Origin of the sequence: Streptomyces niger (genome assembly GCF_000718305.1) — a bacterium.
In the GTDB taxonomy this organism is placed as follows: domain Bacteria; phylum Actinomycetota; class Actinomycetes; order Streptomycetales; family Streptomycetaceae; genus Streptomyces; species Streptomyces niger.
In genome coordinates this window covers 38808-57486 of record NZ_JOFQ01000028.1, presented here as the reverse complement: position 1 = coordinate 57486, position 18679 = coordinate 38808, and the positions used below count along the sequence as shown (strand labels likewise).

15 protein-coding genes are annotated in these 18679 nt (G+C 72.5%); 6 read left to right on the top strand and 9 right to left on the bottom strand.

Annotated features, from left to right (window positions below; all coding sequences use genetic code 11):
* Positions 1-14: 14 nt before the first annotated feature.
* The 5 genes from IF20_RS33500 to IF20_RS33480 form a co-directional block, all read right to left on the bottom strand.
* Positions 15-1076, bottom strand: coding sequence for a substrate-binding domain-containing protein (locus IF20_RS33500; RefSeq protein WP_407702600.1), 1062 nt, complete (start codon positions 1074-1076; stop codon positions 15-17).
* Positions 1073-2104: an ABC transporter permease gene (locus IF20_RS33495; RefSeq protein WP_052869197.1), complete on the bottom strand. Its 1032-nt coding sequence runs from the start codon at positions 2102-2104 to the stop codon at positions 1073-1075. Before IF20_RS33495 ends, IF20_RS33500 begins: the two co-directional genes overlap by 4 nt.
* On the bottom strand, positions 2101-3723 hold the full coding sequence (locus IF20_RS33490) for a sugar ABC transporter ATP-binding protein (RefSeq protein WP_052869196.1): 1623 nt from the start codon (positions 3721-3723) through the stop codon (positions 2101-2103). Before IF20_RS33490 ends, IF20_RS33495 begins: the two co-directional genes overlap by 4 nt.
* Positions 3724-4059: 336 nt before the next feature.
* On the bottom strand, positions 4060-5241 hold the full coding sequence (locus IF20_RS33485; protein ID WP_052869195.1) for an ROK family transcriptional regulator: 1182 nt from the start codon (positions 5239-5241) through the stop codon (positions 4060-4062).
* Positions 5242-5480: 239 nt separating this feature from the next.
* Entirely contained in the window at positions 5481-6161 is a 681-nt protein-coding gene (locus IF20_RS33480) for a GntR family transcriptional regulator (RefSeq protein ID WP_052869194.1), read from the bottom strand.
* 206 nt (positions 6162-6367) lie between these two features.
* On the opposite strand from IF20_RS33480, the gene IF20_RS33475 reads away from it, so the two are divergent.
* Together IF20_RS33475 and fdhD are read left to right on the top strand one after the other, a co-directional pair.
* Positions 6368-6817 carry an SRPBCC family protein gene (locus IF20_RS33475; RefSeq protein WP_052869193.1) on the top strand — a complete coding sequence of 150 codons (450 nt, stop codon included), beginning with the start codon at positions 6368-6370 and terminating at the stop codon, positions 6815-6817.
* A 225-nt stretch (positions 6818-7042) separates the two neighbouring features.
* Complete coding sequence (gene fdhD, locus IF20_RS33470) at positions 7043-7882, top strand: formate dehydrogenase accessory sulfurtransferase FdhD (protein ID WP_052869192.1); 840 nt, start codon at positions 7043-7045, stop codon at positions 7880-7882.
* 100 nt (positions 7883-7982) lie between these two features.
* Here the strand turns inward: fdhD and IF20_RS33465 are convergent, their stop codons facing one another.
* Complete coding sequence (locus IF20_RS33465) at positions 7983-8441, bottom strand: MarR family winged helix-turn-helix transcriptional regulator (protein ID WP_052869191.1); 459 nt, start codon at positions 8439-8441, stop codon at positions 7983-7985.
* 101 nt (positions 8442-8542) lie between these two features.
* Between IF20_RS33465 and IF20_RS33460 the strand changes: the two genes are divergently transcribed.
* The gene (locus tag IF20_RS33460) at positions 8543-9493 is read left to right on the top strand and encodes a quinone oxidoreductase family protein (protein WP_052869190.1); all 951 of its coding nucleotides are present in this window, start codon (positions 8543-8545) and stop codon (positions 9491-9493) included.
* A 281-nt stretch (positions 9494-9774) separates the two neighbouring features.
* On the top strand, positions 9775-11703 hold the full coding sequence (locus IF20_RS33455) for a sialidase family protein (protein WP_052869189.1): 1929 nt from the start codon (positions 9775-9777) through the stop codon (positions 11701-11703).
* A 35-nt stretch (positions 11704-11738) separates the two neighbouring features.
* Here the strand turns inward: IF20_RS33455 and IF20_RS33450 are convergent, their stop codons facing one another.
* Both IF20_RS33450 and IF20_RS33445 read right to left on the bottom strand, forming a co-directional pair.
* Positions 11739-12308 carry a putative glycolipid-binding domain-containing protein gene (locus IF20_RS33450; protein ID WP_052869188.1) on the bottom strand — a complete coding sequence of 190 codons (570 nt, stop codon included), beginning with the start codon at positions 12306-12308 and terminating at the stop codon, positions 11739-11741.
* Between the two features lie 9 nt (positions 12309-12317).
* A complete protein-coding gene (locus IF20_RS33445; protein WP_052869187.1) occupies positions 12318-13412 on the bottom strand; it encodes a bile acid:sodium symporter family protein in 1095 nt (364 codons plus the stop codon).
* Positions 13413-13577: 165 nt separating this feature from the next.
* On the opposite strand from IF20_RS33445, the gene IF20_RS33440 reads away from it, so the two are divergent.
* Positions 13578-14438: a LysR substrate-binding domain-containing protein gene (locus tag IF20_RS33440; protein WP_052869186.1), complete on the top strand. Its 861-nt coding sequence runs from the start codon at positions 13578-13580 to the stop codon at positions 14436-14438.
* Positions 14439-14481: 43 nt separating this feature from the next.
* On the opposite strand, the gene IF20_RS33435 is transcribed toward IF20_RS33440, so the two are convergent.
* Positions 14482-17244: a SpoIIE family protein phosphatase/ATP-binding protein gene (locus IF20_RS33435; RefSeq protein WP_234426936.1), complete on the bottom strand. Its 2763-nt coding sequence runs from the start codon at positions 17242-17244 to the stop codon at positions 14482-14484.
* 253 nt (positions 17245-17497) lie between these two features.
* Between IF20_RS33435 and IF20_RS33430 the strand changes: the two genes are divergently transcribed.
* Positions 17498-17701: a CsbD family protein gene (locus tag IF20_RS33430; RefSeq protein ID WP_052869184.1), complete on the top strand. Its 204-nt coding sequence runs from the start codon at positions 17498-17500 to the stop codon at positions 17699-17701.
* The last annotated feature ends 978 nt before the right edge of the window (positions 17702-18679 follow it).

The following is an 18679-nucleotide window of genomic DNA, read 5'->3' as shown; positions in this document are numbered from 1 at the left end:
GGACACGTCGCGCCTCAGTTGAAGCCGGTCGGGAGGTAGTCGTCGACGTTGTCCTTGGTGACGACCGCGGAGTACAGGGTGATCGAGGCGGGGATCTCCAGCTCGGCCATGCCGCTGACGCCCTTGCCCTGGCCGAGTGCGCGGGCCAGGTCGATGGCGGACGCCGACATGGTCGGCGGGTAGAGCACGGTGGCCTTCAGGACGGAGTTGCCGGCCTTGATGGTGTCCATGACCTTGCGGGAGCCGGCGCCGCCGACCATCAGGAAGCCGTCCCGGCCCGCCTGTTCGATGGCGCGCTCGGCGCCCACGCCCTGGTCGTCGTCGTGGTTCCACAGGGCGTCGAAGTCGGGGTGGGCCTGGAGCAGCCCGGCCATCTTGGCCTGGCCGGACTCGACGGTGAACTCGGCGGCCTGCCGCCCCACCTTCTTGATGTTGGGGTAGTTCTTCAGGGCGTCGTCGAAGCCCTGGGTGCGCTGCCGGGTCAGTTCCAGGTTGTCGATCCCGGCGAGCTCGACGACCTTGGCGTTCTTCTTGTCCTTGAGCTGTTCGCCGATGTAGTGCCCGGCGTTGAGGCCCATGCCGTAGTTGTCGCCGCCGACCCAGCAGCGGTAGGCCTGCTGGGAGGCGAAGACCCGGTCGAGGTTGACGACGGGGATGCCGGCGCGCATGGCCTTCAGGCCGACCTGGGTGAGCGCCTTGCCGTCGGCGGGGAGGATGACCAGGACGTCGACCTTCTTGTTGATCAGGGTTTCGATCTGCCCGATCTGCTGGGCCGTGTCGTTGGAGCCCTCGGTGATCTCCAGGGTGACGTCCTCGTACTGCTTCGCGCGCTCCTTGGCGTTCTGGTTGATGGCGTTCAGCCAGCCGTGGTCGGCCTGCGGCCCGGCGAAGCCGATGGTGACCTTCTTGCCGGGCTTGTCGTCGACCCCGCCCGCCTGCTGCTTGCCGGTGCCGGCCGAGGCGTTGTTCTCGTTGCTGGTGCAGGCGGTGAGGAAGGCGCCGGCGGAGACGGTCGCGGCGCCGAAGAGCAGGTTTCTGCGGCTGGTCGACGGAGTCTGTGGGATGCGCTCGGTCATGACGTACGGCCCTTCTGTACCAGTACGGCGGCGACGATGATGGCGCCCTTGGCGATCTGCTGGACGGCGGTCTCCAGGTTGTTCAGGGCGAAGAGGTTGGTGATGAGGGTGAAGACGAGGACGCCGAGGACGGAGCCGGTGATGGTGCCGCGGCCGCCGCTGAGCAGGGTGCCGCCGATGATGGCCGCGGCGATGGCGTCCAGCTCGTAGAGGTTTCCGTTGGTGTTCTGTCCGGAGCCGGTGAGCACGATCAGGAGGAAGGCCGCGATGCCGCAGCACAGCCCGGACAGCAGGTAGAGCAGCAGCCGCTGGCGGCGTACGTCGATGCCGGCCAGCCGGGCCGCCTCGGGGTTGCCGCCGACCGCGACGGTGCGCCGGCCGAAGGTCGTACGGTTCAGCACCAGCCAGCCGACGACGGTGACGACGGCGAAGACCAGCACGATGGGCGGGATGCCGAGCAGGTAGGCGTCCCGGCGGCCCAGCGCGAGCACCGGCTCGACGGACACCACCTGGGTGCGGCCCTCGCTGATCTGGAGGGCGAGGCCGCGGGCCGAGGCGAGCATGGCGAGGGTCGCGATGAACGGCACCAGGCCGCCGAACGACACCAGCAGCCCGTTGACCAGCCCGCACCCCAGGCCCACGCACAGCGCGCACAGCAGGATGCCGCCGAGCCCGAACTGCTGGGTGGCCAGCGTCGTCGCCCAGACGGTGGCCAGCGCCACCATCGCGCCGACCGACAGGTCGATGCCGCCGCCGATGATGACGAAGGTGACGCCGACGGTGACGATGCCGATGACGGACGCCTGGGTGAGCACGAGTTGCAGGTTCTGCACGCTCAGGAACTGCTCGGGCTTGGTGAGTACGCCGACCAGGACGAGTGCGGCGAGCACGCCGAGCAGCGAGAGGTTGTGCACGTCGGGGCGGCGTCGGGCGCCGGCGCGCCCGGCGTCCTTGGCGACCGGCCCGGCGGGGCCCGGCGGCGCGGAGCCCGCCTCGGCCGGGAGGGTGTGTCCTTCGGAGGTGTTCACGGGCGGTCTCCTCGCGGGGTCGGGGCCGACGTCTCCTCGGGTGCGGTGCCTGCCGGGGCCGGTACGGGCCCCGGTCCGTCGCTCATGACCAGGCCCAGGACCCGGTGCTCGTCCAGGGCCGCCGCGTCTCCCTCGTGCACGACCCGGCCCTCGCGCAGGACGAGCACCCGGTCGGCCAGCCCGAGCACTTCGGGCACCTCGCTGGAGACCAGCAGGACGGCCAGGCCGTCGTCCGCGAGCCGGCGGATCAGCGCGTACAGCTCGGCACGCGCGCCGACGTCCACGCCGCGGGTCGGCTCGTCCAGCAGCAGGACGCGGCAGCCGCGGAGCAGCCAGCGGGCCAGTACGGCCTTCTGCTGGTTGCCGCCGGAGAGGGTGCGGACGGGGCGGTCGGGGTCGTCGGGGCGCAGCGAGAGGTCGCGGGTGGCGGCGTGGGCGCCGGCCCGTTCGGCGTGCCGGTTCAGCCAGCCGGCCCGCGCGAAGCGGGGCAGCGAGGAGAGGGAGACGTTGCGGCTGACGGACTCCAGGAGCAGCAGCGCCTGGGACTTGCGCTCTTCGGGGGCGAGGCCGAGTCCGGCGCGTACGGCGGCGGTGACGCTGCCGGGGCGCAGTGGCCGGCCGTCGACGAGCACCCGGCCGGCGGTGGGGCGCCGGGCGCCGAAGACGGTCTCCAGGATCTCCGAGCGTCCGGAGCCGACGAGCCCGGCGAGGCCGAGGATCTCGCCGGGGTGCAGGTCGAAGTCGACAGGCGCGAACTCGCCGTCGCGCGCCAGCCCTTCGACGCTGAGGACGGGGGCCGGGCGGTCGGTGGCGGCGCGGCGTTCGGGGAAGACGTACTCGACGTCGCGGCCGGTCATCAGGGCGACGATGTCGCGGGTGGGGGTGGTGTGCGCGTCCAGGCCGCGGGCGGCGGTGCGGCCGTCCTTCAGTACGGTCACCCGGTCGCCGATCCGGCGGATCTCCTCCAGGCGGTGGGAGATGTGGACGACGGCGACGCCGGAGGCGGTGAGGGAGGCGACGATGCGGAAGAGGTTGTCGACCTCGTCGGGGTCGAGCGCGGCGGACGGTTCGTCCATGACGATCAGCCGTACGTCGTGGGAGAGGGCGCGGGCCATGGAGGCGATCTGCTGCCCCGCGGCGGAGAGGCGGCCGACCAGGGTGCCGGGGTCGATCTCGGGGTGGCCGAGCCGGGCGAGCAGTGCGGCGGTCGCCTCGCGGGCCTCCGCGGTGTGGACGAAGCCGGCGGTGGCGCGTTCGTGGCCGAGGAAGACGTTCTCGGCCACCGACATGTGTTCCACCAGGTCCAGTTCCTGGTAGATGGTGGCGATGCCGAGTCGCATGGCGGCGATCGGCGACTTCAGGGAGACCGTCTCGCCGCGCCAGCGGATCTCGCCGCCGTCCGGCTGGTGGGCGCCGGCCAGCACCTTGATCAGGGTGGACTTGCCTGCACCGTTCTGGCCGAGCAGGCAGTGCACCTCCCCCGCCGTCACGTCCAGGTCCACCCCGTCCAGCGCGCGGACGCCGGGGAAGGACTTGGTGATGCCGGTCATGGTGAGCAGCGGTCCGGTGGCTTCGTGCGCCGCGGACGGCGGCGGTGCGGGGCGGTGCGCTGGTGCCATGGCGGGCCTCCTCGGCGGTACGCCGGCGAGCGGGCAGGGCGGTACTGGACGGGCGGAGCGCACGTGGGCATGCGGCATCGCGACGGGGCGCGTGGGGCGGCGGTGCTGCGGTGCGGCTCGTACGGGTACGGCGGATCGTGGTGCGTACGGGGCGGGCAGGCGGTGCCGGCGTACCGGTCACACGGGCGGAGCGGTGCTGCGGACGTGCGGATCGCGCGGGCGGAGCGGTGCTGCGGACGTGCGGGTGACGCGGGCGGAACGAGGTGGTGCGGTGGTGCGGGTCGAACGCCGGGCGTGGGTGACGCATCGTCACCCGGCCCGGAAGCCGGGGCCGGCTCAGGCTGGCGAGAACAGGTGGTCGCTGATCAGCCGGGCCGCGCCGGTCACCCCGGCCAGCGGGCCCAACTCGCCGAGCACGATGGGGAGGTTGCCGGTCGCCAGCGGCAGCGACTGGTGGTAGACCTGCGTGCGGATGGCGGCCAGCAGCGTGTGGCCGAGGCCGGTCACCCCGCCGCCGATCACCACCAGGCCGGGGTTGAAGAAGCTGACGAGCCCGGCGATGACCTGTCCGGTGCGGGTGCCGCCGGCCTTGATGAGTTCCAGTGCGGTGGCGTCGCCCGCGGAGGCGGCGACCGAGACGTCGGACGCGGCGAGCGTGCCGGCGGCCGCGAGCCGGTCGGCGAGCGCGGTCGAACGGCCCTCGCGCGCCGCGTCCTCCGCGTCGCGGGCGAGCGCGGCACCGCCGAAGTACGCTTCCAGGCAGCCGGCGTTGCCGCAGGCGCAGCGGCGGCCGTCCGGCTCGACCTGGATGTGGCCGATGTCGCCGGCGCTGCCGGTCGTACCGCGGTAGACCGCGCCGCCGACGACGATGCCGCAGCCGATACCGGTACCGATCTTGACGCAGAGGAAGTCCTGCGAGGTGCGGGCCACCCCCGCGTGCTGCTCGCCGAGCGCCATCAGGTTCACGTCGTTGTCGACCATGACCGGGCAGCCCAGTTCCTGGCTGAGGGCTTCCCGTACGGGGAAGCCGTCCCAGCCCGGCATGATCGGCGGCGCGACGGGCACGCCCTCGGGGAAGCGGACCGGGCCCGGCACGCCGATGCCCGCGCCGTCGAACCCCTCGGCGAGTCCGCTGTCCTTCAACTTGGCGGCCAGCGCGAGGACTTGTTCGAAGACGGCGACCGGCCCCTCGCGGACGTCCATCGGCTGGGTGAGGTGGCCGAGCACCTCCAGTTCGGCGTTGGTGACCGCCACGTCGACCGAGGTCGCGCCGATGTCCACGCCGAGGAAGCGCAGGGTGGGGGCGAGCCGGATGTTGTGGGAGCGGCGGCCGCCCCGGGAGGCGGCCAGCCCGTCGGCGACGACGAGGCCGGTCTCCAGCAGGCGGTCGACCTCGACCGCCAGCTTGGAGCGGGACAGGTCGACCTGATCGCCCAGCTGTGCACGGGAGTTGGGGCCCTGGTCGCGCAGCAGGTGAAGGAGTCGCGCCTGATGCGCGTTCGCGGGCCTGGCCGTCATGCGCCTCACGCCGCCCCTCCAGCCGTCCTCGGCATAGACCGACATCGCTCGTCACCGGCGGGATCGGACGGGTACGTGCACGCCGTCTCGCCGGGCTTTCGAGGGGAACGTAGCAGCGCTTGTCCGCAGGAGGAAGTACTACGGACGGAATCCGCAGTGACTTTCTCCTGTCTCAGGACAAAGAGTGGGGCCACCTCCGGGGCAACGGGTGGCGCGCGCCGTCTCCGGCGCTCGCGGCCCTACTTGGCGCCCTCGCGCTCGTGGTACGAACGGCGGGTGTGCTCGGTGTGGGCGCGCATGATCTCCGTGGCGCGCTGCCCGTCCTGCCGGGAGATCGCGTCGATCAACTCGCGGTGCTCGACCCAGGACCGCTTGCCGCGCTGCCGGGCGACCGGCGTGTAGTACCAGCGCACCCGCCGGCCGACCTGCTCGGCCAGCCCGGCCAGCACGGTGTTGCCCGCCAGCTCCATCACCTTGGCGTGGAACTCGGCGTTGGTCGCGACGGCGAGGTCCACGGCGTCCTCGCGGACCGCCTGCTCGCCCCGGTCGCACAGCGCCGACAGCTCCTCGACGCCGGCCGCCGTGGCGTTCGCGGCGGCCAGCCGGGCCGCCTCGGCCTCCAACAGGGTCCGCACGCTGAGCAGTTGGTCGGCCTCCTCCTCGGTCGGCTCGTGTACGAAGGCACCCTGGGCGGGGCGCAGATCGACCCAGCCGTCGGTGTTCAGCCGCTGCAGCGCCTCGCGCACCGGCTGCCGGGAGACGCCCAGATGGCCGGCGAGCTCGCTCTCGACCAGGTGCTGACCGGGTTGCAACGCGCGGGTGGTGATCAGTTCCAGCAGCGCCTCGTAGACCCGTTCACGCAGCGGGCCGGGGCGTTCGAGCTTCGGCACGGTCCCCTGCGGCAGTCCAGCGGACAGCATCGCGGTCCCCCTCTACGACTCGGATCCAGCACTCCGGGATTGGTTATCGTCTACAGTCTACTGAGCGCAACGCACCTGCCACCGTACACATCGGTGATCTGCGTCACCCGGATTCCTCGGCCGGGCCCCCGGATCGACTGTGTCGACCTCTCCGCGACGGGTACGCGGTGGGCCCTGGACGTTCCCAGAGAGGAGGAGCCCGGACCATGTCGAAGATCGAAGAGTCGGTCGAGGTTGCCGTCCCGGTGACGAAGGCCTACAACCAGTGGACACAGTTCGAGGAATTCCCCCGCTTCATGGACGGGGTCGAACGCATCGAGCAGAAGACGCCGACGCTGACCCACTGGGTCACCAAGATCGGCGGAGTGAAGCGCGAGTTCGACGCGCAGATCACCGAGCAGATCCCCGACGAGCGGGTGGCCTGGACCACGGTGGAGGGAGAGGCCCGCCAGGCCGGCGTGGTGACCTTCCACCGCATCGACGACCAGCACACCAAGATCATGCTGCAGCTGGAGCACGACCCCGAGGGCATCGCCGACACGGTCGGTGACAAGCTCGGCTTCGTCCGCAGCAAGGCCACGACGGACCTGAAGAACTTCAAGAAGTTCATCGAGTCCCGCGGTACGGAGACCGGCGCCTGGCGCGGCGAGGTCTGACGCCCACCGCGGCGAGGTCCGACCCGGACACCGCCGCCGCACAGCCACGGGCCCGCGGCCCGGCCGGATCGCCTCCGGCCGGGCCGCCGGCATGTGCGGCGACCGCGGGCGGACGGCAACCGGGACGTGGGTGGGTCTCGGCCATTCGTGCCGCGTACAGGACAATGAAGGAGAGCAAGGGCCGGCCCGCCGGCCGCCACCACGCACAGAACCGGGATGATCAGTATGGGCAGGGTCACCGAGCGACGGCGCGTCATCCGTATCCGCGACGGAGCCGTGAGCACCCGCCCGGACACCCTGGTCGCCGAGGAGCCGCTGGAGATCCGGCTCGGCGGCAAGCCGCTCGCCATCACGATGCGTACGCCGGGCGACGACTTCGCGCTCGCGGCCGGCTTCCTGGTCAGCGAGGGCGTGCTGAGCAGCGCGGACGAGCTGGCGAACATCGTGTACTGCGCGGGCGCGACCGAGGACGGCAGCAACACCTACAACGTGGTCGACGTGCAGCTCGCGCCCGGCGTCGCGCTCCCCGACATCACCCTGGAACGCAACGTCTACACCACGTCCTCCTGCGGGCTGTGCGGCAAGGCCAGTCTGGACGCCGTTCGGACCACGGCGCGGTTCGCGCTGCGGGCCGACGACGGGATGACCCTCACGCCGGAGACGCTCGCCGCCCTGCCCGACCGGCTGCGCGCCGCCCAGCGGGTGTTCGACCGTACCGGCGGGCTGCACGCGGCGGGCCTCTTCACGGCCGACGGGGAGCTGCTGGACCTGCGGGAGGACGTGGGCCGGCACAACGCGGTCGACAAGATCATCGGCCGCGCGGTGCAGCAGGGCCGGCTGCCGCTGTCCGACACCGTCCTGATGGTCTCCGGCCGCGCCTCCTTCGAACTCGCCCAGAAGGCCGTGATGGCGGGCATTCCCGTACTCGCCGCGGTCTCCGCGCCCTCCTCGCTCGCCGTCGACCTCGCCGCGGAAACCGGCCTCACCCTGGTCGGCTTCCTGCGCGGCAAGTCGATGAACATCTACGCGGGCGAGCAGCGGATCGCGCTGGACGGCCTCGGCTGACGCACCGTCGGGAGCCTTCTCCCCGGCGCCCCGCCGCCGGCCCCCTCCCCTGACCCATCGTCAACGGTCTCGCCCCTCGACCGTCCCCGTCCGCCCTCGGTCAGGAGCAGCGGTCGTCCAGGCCCGGGGTGGCGATGCGGGTGAGGAGGTCGATGAGCTGGTCGCGTTCGGCGGGGGTGAGCGCCGCGGTCAGCTCCGCGTTGGCCGCGTCGCCGAGCTTCTGCGTGCGGCGCAGCGTGCGGGTGCCGGCCGGTGAGATGGTGACCGCGTTCTTGCGGCGGTCGCGCGGGTCGGGTGCGCGGGTCACCAGTTCCTCGGCGACCAGGTCGTTGACGATCGTGACCATGTCCTTGGGGTCGATGCTCAGGCTGCGGCCCAGGTCCGCCTGGGAGACCGGGCCCAGCTCGGCAACGGCCGACAGCACGGCGTGGTGCATCATCCGCATGCCTTCGCCGGCGAGCGCCTCGGCGACGAGCCGGTGACCGCGGGCGGCGGCGCGGCCCAGGAGCCAGCTGGGAAGGGCGCGGATGCGTGCGGGTACGTAGGGGGTTTCGGCCATGCCGTCAGCCTATCGAGCGATAGCAAAAATGTTGGGCGGTCCAACGTTCCCTGGTCTATCGTTGGGGGTCCCAATGTTTCTGCGGAGTGCGGGAGGCATGCGTGCGGCGCATCCGGTTCCATGAGTACGGCGGCCCCGAGGTACTGCGGATGGAGGAGGCCGAGGCGCCCGAGCCGGGCCCCGGCGAACTGCTGGTGCGCACCGAGGCGATCGGCGTGACACTGCCGTCCGTGCGCGCGGTGCGCGGCGACGGCAACGGCGGCGGCCCGCCGCTGCCCGGCGTGCTCGGCGGCGAGGTCGCGGGGGTGGTCGCCGGGGTCGGCCCCGACGTCCCGGCGTACGCGGTGGGGGACCGGGTGACCGGCCTGCCGTTCACCGGCTCGTACGCCGAACTGGTCACCGTGCCGGCCGCCCTGACGAGCCGGATACCGGACGGGGCGAGCGCGGTGGACGCGGTGGCGCTGGTGCGCGGCGGCCATGTGGCGCTGGCCGCGCTGCACACCGCCCGGTCCGTGGCGGACGCGTCCGTCCTGGTGACCGGGGCGGCCAGCGCGACCGGCCACCTGGCCGTGCAGCTGGCGCGGGTGCGGGGCGCGCGCCGGGTGATCGCCGCGGTGGGCCCGGCGGCCGGCGCGGCCAAGGCGGAGTTCCTGCGCGGGTTGGGCGCCGACGAGGTCGTGTCGTACGAGGACGCGTCCTGGGGCGAGCCCGCCGAGGTCGTCCTCGACGGCGTCGGCGGCGAGCTGCTGCCGCGCGCACTCGCCGCATGCGCGCCCGGCGGACAGCTGGTCTTCTTCAACTCCGGCGGCGGCACCGTACCGGCGTACGAGCTGCTGGCCGGCGCGAAGACGCTCACCGGTATGACGATGCGCCATTTCGCCGCCCGCCACCCGGAGGTGTACGCGCGCCACGGCGAAGAGCTGTGGGAGCTGGCGCGGAGCGGCCGGCTGCGCCCGGCGGTGCACGCCACGTTCCCGCTGGCGGAGGCGGCCCGCGCACACGCCGTCATCGAGGCACGCGGCAACCTCGGCAAGGTCGTACTGATCCCCTGACGCCACGCCGGGAGCGCTCGTGCCGATGCACTGGCGCCCCACCCGACGCACGGGTACCGCCGTCCGGAACACGGCGGCCCTCCTCGGCCAATCCGAGTGACGCACACTCCTTGCCGGGGCGCCTGCGGGACAAGTACCTTCCTCCGCACGAACATGGGACGTGGGATGTCCATAGGTGGGATGTCCAGATGACCCGTCCGGCGGGCCACCGGGGACACCCCGGGACCCACCGCGCGGTAGACGCCGATGCCTCGCCGATCTCTCGAAGGGCAGGTCGGACCATGACGTCAGAGCCGAGCGCACACAACAGTCCCGGCCCGAGACCCGGGCGACGCCGCCGGTGGGCCACGCTGGCCACGGCGGCGATCGCCTTCCTCCCCCCGATCCCCGCGCACGCCCAACCCCCCACCGAAGCCGCCCCCGGCGGCCTCAGCCAGCAGGTGCTGTTCAAGGCCTCGCAAGAGAAGGGGTACTCCTGCTTCCGTATCCCCGCGATCGTGACGACCCCGCGCGGCACGCTCCTCGCCTTCGCCGAAGGCCGGGTGAACAACTGCGGGGACGCCGGGGACATAGACCTGGTGATGAAACGGTCCACCGACGGCGGCCGCACCTGGGGCCCGCTCCAGGTCGTCAACGAGGGCGGCGGCGACACGCACGGCAACCCGGCACCGGTGGTGGACCACCGCACCGGGCGCGTCGTCCTCGCCGAGACCTACAACAAGGGCCGCACCGACGCCGGCAACTGCGACGTGCCCTGCGACCGCAGACCGCACATGCAGCTCAGCGACGACGACGGCCGCACCTGGTCGACGCCGAAGGACATGACGCCCGTGCTCCGGCCGCCGTCGTGGAACTCCTGGTACGCGACCGGGCCCGTGCACGGCATCCAGCTGACCCACGGGCGGCACGCGGGCCGGCTCGTCTACACCGTCAACGCCGAGAGCTACGGGGGCGGCCGCATAACGGCCAACCACGCGGCCCTCATGTACAGCGACGACGGCGGGCGGAGCTGGCGCACCGGCGCGCTCGACACCTGGCGCACCGCACCGGACGGAACATTCCGTCAGAAGCCGTCCGAGATGACGCTCGTGGAGCGCGCTGACGGCACCGTCTACGTCAACGGGAGGGAGCAGGACGGCACGGACCTGGGCCACCGCACCGCGGCCGTCAGCCGGGACGGCGGCAAGTCCTTCGCCCGGCCGTTCGAAGCCATTCCCGATCTGTACTCCCCCATGGTCCAGGGCTCGATGGTGCGGCTGACGTCGCGGTCACCGGACGGCCCGGGCCGGCTGCTGTTCGCCGCGCCCGCGGACCCCGACCGGCGCCGCACCATGACCATCCGTTCCTCGTACGACGAGGGCCGCACATGGGAGGGCGTGGACCGGGGCGCGCGGATCACCACGGACTGGTCCGGCTACTCCGACATGGCGAACATCGCCCCCGGCGAGGTCGGGCTGCTCTACGAGGGCGGCGCGGTGGACGCGCGGGACGAGATCCGCTTCGCGCGGTTCACCGAGGACTGGCTCGGGCCGCGCCGCGGTCCGGACCCGACGACCCCGGACCGCGGGTTCGGTACCCGCCCCGCGGCGGTCCTGGGCGGCGCCCGGACCACCGACGGACGCTTCGGGCAAGCAGTCGCGTTCGACGGCGAGGACGACGCCGTGCGGCTGCCGTTCCGCTCCTCGCTGCCGCTCGGCGACCGCGACTTCACCTGCAGCCTCTGGTTCCGGTACGAGGCGAGGAGCGGTGAGCAGCCGCTGCTGTGGATGGGGGGTGTGGGCAGCAAGGCGCCACAGGTGGCGTTGCGCGCCGATCCTGCCAAGGACCGGCTGACGGCGGACCTCACGGCGCTGACCGGCGCCGGGCCCGCGAAGTCCGTGCAGGTCACCGCGGCCGGCGCGGCCAACGACGGCCGGTGGCACCACCTGGCACTGCGCCGGTCGGACGGCCGGCTGACGCTCACGGTGGACGGGGCGCGGACCACCTCGGTGGCCGACGTCCCGGGGTCGGTCAGCCGGAACGACACCTTCGGGGTGCACCTCGGCCAGAAGCCGGACTCCCGGTCGTTCTTCACCGGCGCGCTGGACGAGGTACGCGTCTACGGACGGGCCCTCGGCGACGGTGAACTGGCCCTGGTCCGCGAGCACAACATGCCGGCCGCGGCGCCGGTCGTGCTCCGGCTGCCGCTGGACCGGGTGCGCGGGGACTGACGGACGCCGAGGAGAGGTGCGGAGGGGACGGCCGGTCAGCGGGTCTGGGTGCGCTGCGCCAGATCCGGATAGCCGATGATCAGGCCGTCCCCGTCACACTCCAGGTCGCGCTGGAAGGTGCCCGAGGAGTAGCGCACCAGGGCGCCTTCCTCCGTCCGTGCGAGATGCTCGTACCGCTGCCGGGACGGCTGGACGGCCAGCTCCGGCACCGACACCCACGCCATCACGAAGTCGTGCGTCCCCGGCGCGCGGTGCAGCCCGTGGCGCAGCAGCGGCATGGTGTTGGTGAGCGGGCACAGCCCGAGGTCGCAGTCGAGCGCCTCCTCCAGGCCCGCGAGCGGTTCACCGCCCGCGGTCCACCGGCCCTCGTCGTCCCGCCGCAGGTCCAGCTCGCGGCTGCCGGCCGCGCTCTCGGCGCGCACCCGCAGCCGCCGCGTCACGTAGTCCTCGCCGGTCGCCAGCTCGTACGTGATCCAGTAGGCCTCCGGTACGGTGCCCACCGCCCGGCCGTGCGCGGACAGCGTCCGCTCGCCGAGGTCGACCCACGCGGTCTCGATGCCTTTGCTCGCGGTGACGTCCCAGGTGAGGACGTGTTGGCCCGTCATGCAGGCACCCTAGCGGCGGGCCCCCACCGGCTCGGCGGCCGACACGGCACCGGCGGATTCCGTCTGCCCGGCCGGCGCTGCTTCCCCCGGCTCCCCCATCTCCCCTGTCTCCCCCGCCGCTTCCGCGGCCTCCGCCTGCCGCGCGTACCGCTTGGCGATCACCGCGCACACCATCAGCTGCATCTGGTGGAAGAGCATCAGCGGCAGCACCGCGAGGCTGGCCTGCGCGCCGAAGAGCACGCTGGCCATGGGCAGCCCGGCCGCCAGGCTCTTCTTGGAGCCCGCGAAGGTGATCGCGATGCGGTCGGCGCGCGGGAAGCCCAGCTTCCGCGAGCCGTACGTGGTGAGCGTCAGCATCACGGCGAGCAGGACGGCCTCGACGGCCACCAGCTCCGCCAGCCGCCAGAAAGAGACCTTGCTCCAGATGCCCTGGACCATGCCGGTGCTGAACGCGGTGTAGACGACCAGCAGGATCGAGCCGCGGTCGACGTAGCCGAGCACCTTCTTGTGCCGCGTCAGGAAGCCGGAGATCCAGCGGCGCAGCAGCTGGCCGGCGAGGAACGGCACCAGCAGCTGGAAGACGATCGAGAGCAGCGAGTCGGCGGAGAAGCCGCCGCCGTCCCCGCCGAGCAGCGCCGCCGCGAGCAGCGGCGTGATCACGATGCCGACCAGGCTGGAGAAGGAGCCCGCGCAGATCGCCGCCGCGACGTTGCCGCGCGCGATGGAGGTGAAGGCGATCGAGGACTGGATCGTCGAGGGCACCAGGCACAGGAAGAGCAGCCCGGTGTAGAGCTGCGGCGTCAGCAGGTACGGCACCAGGCCGCGGGCCGCGAGGCCGAGCAGCGGGAAGACGGCGAAGGTGAACGCCAGGACGGTGAGGTGCAGGCGCCAGTGGCGCAGTCCGTCCATCGCCTCACTCGTGGACAGCCGGGCGCCGTACAGGAAGAACAGCAGCGCCACGGCGCCGGTCGAGACGCCCTCGGCGCCGGTGGCCACGACGCCTCTGGCGGGCAGCAGCGCCGCCAGCACGACCGTGCCGATGAGCGCGAGGATGTATCCGTCCACGGGGAGCCAGGAGGGGATCTTCAACTGAGGGCGGCGCATGGTCTCTCTATCGGTCGGCGGCTCGGGCCGGGGCGTGCTGCGGTGTCGCGCCCCGGGGCATGGACGGTGCCCTCTCCAGAGTGCGCCTGATCGCGGCAATCGGGAAGCCCTCTTACCGTAGTCACTGCTATGTCGGAACGTGATGGGCGGGGGTACGCTCGGAGCGTGTTCGATCCCGTACAGCTGCGGACCTTCCTCGCCGTGGCGCAGACCCTGAGCTTCACGCAGGCCGCGCAGCGCCTCGGTGTGCAGCAGTCGACCGTCAGCCAGCACGTGCGGAAGCTGGAGGCGGCGTCCGGGCGCCGGCTGTTCGCGCGGGACACCCACGGGGTGGACCTGACGGAGGACGGCGAGGCGATGCTCGGCTTCGCGCGCACCATCCTGGAGGCCAACGAGCGGGCAGCGGACTTCTTCGCCGGGACGCGGCTGCGCGGCCGGCTGCGGTTCGGCGCGTCCGAGGACTTCGTGCTGACCCGGCTGCCGGAGGTGCTGGAGGGGTTCCGCCGGGACCATCCGGAGGTGGACCTGGAGCTGACGGTCGAGCTGTCGGGGACGCTGCACGAGCGGCTGGCGGCCGGCCGGCTGGACCTGGTGCTCGCCAAGCGGCGCCCGGAGGACCCGCGGGGGCGGCTGATCTGGGGGGACAAGCTGGTGTGGATCGGCAGCGAACGGCTGCGGCTGGATCCGCAGCGGCCGGTGCCGCTGGTGCTCTTCCCGCAGCCGGCGCTGACCCGCGGCCGCGCGCTCCAGGCGCTGGAGGAGCAGGGCCGCGAGTGGCGCATCGCCTGTACGAGCGGCAGCCTGAACGGGCTCATCGCGGCGACCCGCGCCGGGCTCGGGGTGATGGCGCACTCGCTCGGCATGATCCCGCCCGGCCTGGTCCGCGTGGGGTCCCGGGCGGGCCTGCCCGACCTCGGCGGCGTCGACTTCGTCCTGGTGCACGGCCGCCCGGACGGGCCGGCGAGCCGCCCGGCCGAGGCGCTGGCCGCCGCGATCCTGGCGGGCGGCGACCGGCTGCACCTCTGAACACTTGGGATCCGGGCAGGGGCCGGAAGTCGCCGTCGTCGGTTCAGAACCCGCTGTCGTCGAACTGGTCCAGGAGGACGTCGGCCGGCGTCTCGACCGGTGCCGCGCCCGCGTCGTTGAGGGGCTGCTCGGTCCAGATGACCTTGCCGCCGGGGACGTACCGGGTGCCCCACCGCTGCGCGAGGTGCGCCACCAGGAACAGCCCGCGGCCTCCCTCGTCCATGCTCGTCGCCCGGCGCAGGTGCGGCGCGGTGCTGCTGCCGTCCGCCACCTCGCAGATCAGGCTGCGGTCGCGGAGCAGCCGGAGGCGGATCGGCGACGCACCGTACCGGATCGCATTGGTGATCAGCTCGCTGAGGATCAGTTCGGTGCTGAACCCGATGTCCGCCAGCCCCCACTCGCGCAGCTTCGCGCCGCACTCCGCGCGCAGCCGGCCCACCTCCGCCGGGTCCTGCGCCACCGCCCAGTCCGCGACCCGCGACGGATCGAGCAGGCAGGTGCGGGCGATCAGCAGCGCGATGTCGTCGGAGGGGCGCTCGGGCACCATGGCCTCGACGGCCGCCCGGCACATCTCGTCCGGACCGCGCCCCGCGGCCCCCGCCAGCGCCGTGCCCAGCATGCGGAAGCCGGTGTCGATGTCCCGGCCGCGGTCCTCGACCAGGCCGTCGGTGAACAGCACCAGGTCCGTGCCCTCGGTCAGGCGCAGCTCGGTGGTCTCGAAGGGGTGGCCGCCCAGGCCGAGGGGCGGGGAGGGCGGCACCTCCGGGTAGCCGACCGTGCCGTCGGGGCCCACCAGCGCGGGGCCCGGGTGCCCCGCCCTGGCCATCGTGCACAGCCCGCTGACCGAGTCGTAGATCGCGTACAGGCAGGTCGCGCCGGTGACGCCCTCCCAGCCGCGGCGCTCCTGGCCGGTGTCCTCCTCGCTGTCGATGCGGGTGACCAGCTCGTCCAGGTGACCCAGCAGCTCGTCCACCGGCAGGTCCAGCGAGGAGAAGTTGTGCACCGCGGTCCGCAGCCGCCCCATGGTCGCTGCGGCGTGCAGGCCGTGCCCCACCACGTCCCCGACCACCAGCGCCACCCGGGCGCCCGGCAGCGGGATGACGTCGAACCAGTCGCCGCCCACCCCGGCCTGGGCCGGCAGGTATCGCCAGGCCACGTCCAGCGCGTCCTGTTCCGGGAGGCCGCGGGGCAGCAGGCTGCGCTGGAGGGTCACGGCCATGGCGTGCTCGCGGGCGTAGCGGCGGGCGTTGTCGATGCAGACGGCGGCGCGGGCCGTGACCTCCTCGGCGAAGGACAGGTCCTCCTCCTCGAACGGCGGCGAGTCCGCCGACCGCCAGAAGTTGACCATGCCCAGGACCACGCCGCGGGCCCGCAGCGGAACCGTCACCAACGAGCGCACGCCGGCCTCCAGCAGCGCGGCGCCCCGGGCCCGGTCCTGGTCGGACCAGTCGACCGTCCGGGTCAGGTCCGCCACGAGCGCCGCCCCGCCCCTCTCCAGCGCCATCGCCTGCGGGGTGGTCGACACGAAGTGGATCAGCTCGCCGATGGGATAGATGCCGGGCTCGCCCGGTCCGCCCTTGACCGCCGTCCGCCGCATCCGCCACCCGGCGTGCACCGAGGGCTCGTCGCCCGCCACCACCGCCTCCAGCAGGTCGACGGTGACGATGTCGGCGAACCGCGGCGCCGCCACCTCCGCCAGCTCCTCCGCCGTACGCACCACGTCCAGCGTCGTACCGATCCGCACGCCCGACTCGTACAGCAGCTTCAGCCGCTCCCCGGCGATCTCGGCACGGCCGCTGAGGGAGGCGAGTTCGGTGGTGTCGCGCAGGGTGGCGACGCTGCCGCACGGCCCGCCGGCGCGTTCGGTGGACCGTACGTTGACGGCGAGCAGACGGTTGCCCACGTGGTGCACCTCGTCGGTGGCCGACCGTCCGGACCGCATCAGCTCCACCAGCCGGTCCGGCAGCCCGACCTCGTCGACGGCCCGGCCCTCGACGTCGTGGGGCAGCTCCAGCAGCCGCCGCGCCTCGTCGTTGACCAGCTGCAGCCGGCCTTCGGAACCGAGGATGACCACGCCTTCGCGCACGGCGTGCAGGACCGCGTCGTGGTGTTCGTACATCCGGGTCATCTCGGCCTGGCCCAGGCCGTGCGTCTGGCGGCGGAGCCGCCGCGTCACCAGGCCCGTGCTACCGGCGGCCAGTACCAGGCCCAGTCCGGCGGCGCCGAGCAGCACCGGCATCTGGCGCTCCACGGTGTTCTCCGCGTGCTCCAGGGTGATGCCGGCCGAGACCCCGCCGACGAGGGAGCCGTCGGGGCGGTTGATGGGCGCCGTGCTGTCCACGGCGGGCCCGAGCGGGCCGTCGATGACCTCGGTGAACGAGCGGCCGTGGCGGGCGTCGTCGAGGGCCGCGCCGAAGGCCCCGACCACGTGCTTGCCGATCAGCTTGCGGTCGGGGTGGGTGATGCGGATGCCGGCCAGGTCGAAGACGACGACGTAGTCCACCTTGGCCTGCTTGCGCACCGCTTCCGCCTGCGGCTGCAGCACGGCCGTCGGGTCGCGGCTCTTCATCGCCCGGGCCACGGCGGGCGAGGACGCGAAGGTCTCGGCCACGGACAGCGACCGCCGCTCGGCCGCCTGCTTGCTGTCCCGCTTGGCCTGGAGAGCCAGGGCGGTCACCGCGGCCACCACCAGGAGGACCACGATCACGACCTGGAGGATGAAGACCTGACCGGCGAGGCTGCGCGGGTTCAGCAGGGAGCGCGGCCACGCCCATGACTGCTGCCCCATCCGACGAAGTCCCGCCATATCCACTTTTTAACACTGCCGCCTCCCTCCCGCCGCAGAGCCGCGCGCCCGGCTCGCCGGTGCGGACGCGGCCGGCAGCCGTGCATGAAACGGCTGTGCGGGGTACCTCGGACAGCGGGCGGTCACCGCCCGGCGCAGGACGCGGTCCAGTGGCCCGGTGACCGTACCGGCCCGGCCCTTCCCGGGGTGCGGGCCGGCAACGGGTGGGGCAGCGTGGTTGCCGTCCCGCCGAACGAGACGAAGGAGTGCCGGCATGGCTGACAAGGGCGCGATGGACAAGCTCAAGGGCAAGGCCAAGGAGATGGCCGGCAAGGCCACCGGCGACCGCCGGATGAAGGGCGAGGGCCGCGCCGACCAGACCAAGGGCAAGGCCAAGGACGCCGTGGACGAGACCAAGGGCCAGGCCAAGGGGATCAAGGATTCCCTGACGGACCGCGACCGGACCGACGAGACCTGACGGCACGGCCCGAGACGGGGCGGCCCGTTCCCGCACGGTGGTGCGGGGGCGGGCCGCCGGCGTGCCGGGCCGGTCAGCAGCCACGCCGACGCGCCGGCGTACTGCCACTGGGCGGGCCGCCGGCTGCCCACCGAGGCGTTCGACCCCGGCGCGTGACGTGTGAAATCGGCCGCCCGGGGAAGGTGCGCGTTCCCGGAACCAGCCGGTCCGGACACCGGGAAACGGAAAGATTTGGACGGCGGGCCTCTTAACAGAAGCCCCAACCCTTCACAAACACGCAGGTCAACGGCTTGGGGCTCTCCTTCCATGGAGAGCCCCAAGCCGCCTCGTGCTGAATTGGTGCTGGCATCCGCTGCCTCCCGTTCCGGTCCATTCGTGGCCGTCGCGCTGGATCGGTGCTGACGTCGGTAGCTCTGGAGAACCGCCGCAGCGTTCAACAGCGCACCCCTGTGGTCGGAGTGAAGACCGCCACCGTTGCCCTGTCTGTCCCTCACAGTGCGTACACAGTAACGCTGAGCCGAGAGCAGCTTCTTCACCTTCACTCCGCCCATTTGGTGCGGCCGTAATCGGTCCCTAAATTACGACCAGCCATCACCGAGCCCACTCAAGCGAGACACCATGAATGAACCGCTCTGGGACGTCCCGACCCTGGCCGCCTTCCTCGGGAAGCCGGCTTCCTGGGTATACGACAACCACCTCAAGGAGAGCATCCCTAGCTTCCGCATAGGACAACAGCTGCGATTTTCCCCTGCGGAGGTCCGCGCTTGGATCACAAGCAATTGCCGAGAAGCCGCTTGAGTCACCGCTTGCGAGACGTCCAGTCGGCGACGACTTAATTGTCGACGAGGATACGGTTGACGCGGACCGCAATATGCTGGACGGCGCCTGCTGAGGCACCCATGGGCAGCCATGAAGGCACCCGAGAAATCGTGGGGCACCAAGCCGCTTTCGTCAGAGCCCACCGCGCGGCTTGGACGA

What these genes read in the sequence shown, in the direction of transcription:
- IF20_RS33500 (WP_407702600.1), bottom strand. Translation starts at nt 1,076, where the DNA reads ATGACCGAGCGCATCCCACAGACTCCGTCGACCAGCCGCAGAAACCTG.
- IF20_RS33490 (WP_052869196.1), bottom strand. Translation starts at nt 3,723, where the DNA reads ATGGCACCAGCGCACCGCCCCGCACCGCCGCCGTCCGCGGCGCACGAA.
- IF20_RS33455 (WP_052869189.1), top strand. Translation starts at nt 9,775, where the DNA reads ATGACGTCAGAGCCGAGCGCACACAACAGTCCCGGCCCGAGACCCGGG.
- IF20_RS33480 (WP_052869194.1), bottom strand. Translation starts at nt 6,161, where the DNA reads ATGCTGTCCGCTGGACTGCCGCAGGGGACCGTGCCGAAGCTCGAACGC.
- IF20_RS33475 (WP_052869193.1), top strand. Translation starts at nt 6,368, where the DNA reads ATGTCGAAGATCGAAGAGTCGGTCGAGGTTGCCGTCCCGGTGACGAAG.
- IF20_RS33485 (WP_052869195.1), bottom strand. Translation starts at nt 5,241, where the DNA reads ATGACGGCCAGGCCCGCGAACGCGCATCAGGCGCGACTCCTTCACCTG.
- IF20_RS33465 (WP_052869191.1), bottom strand. Translation starts at nt 8,441, where the DNA reads ATGGCCGAAACCCCCTACGTACCCGCACGCATCCGCGCCCTTCCCAGC.
- IF20_RS33430 (WP_052869184.1), top strand. Translation starts at nt 17,498, where the DNA reads ATGGCTGACAAGGGCGCGATGGACAAGCTCAAGGGCAAGGCCAAGGAG.
- IF20_RS33445 (WP_052869187.1), bottom strand. Translation starts at nt 13,412, where the DNA reads ATGCGCCGCCCTCAGTTGAAGATCCCCTCCTGGCTCCCCGTGGACGGA.
- IF20_RS33450 (WP_052869188.1), bottom strand. Translation starts at nt 12,308, where the DNA reads ATGACGGGCCAACACGTCCTCACCTGGGACGTCACCGCGAGCAAAGGC.
- fdhD (WP_052869192.1), top strand. Translation starts at nt 7,043, where the DNA reads ATGGGCAGGGTCACCGAGCGACGGCGCGTCATCCGTATCCGCGACGGA.
- IF20_RS33435 (WP_234426936.1), bottom strand. Translation starts at nt 17,244, where the DNA reads ATGGCGGGACTTCGTCGGATGGGGCAGCAGTCATGGGCGTGGCCGCGC.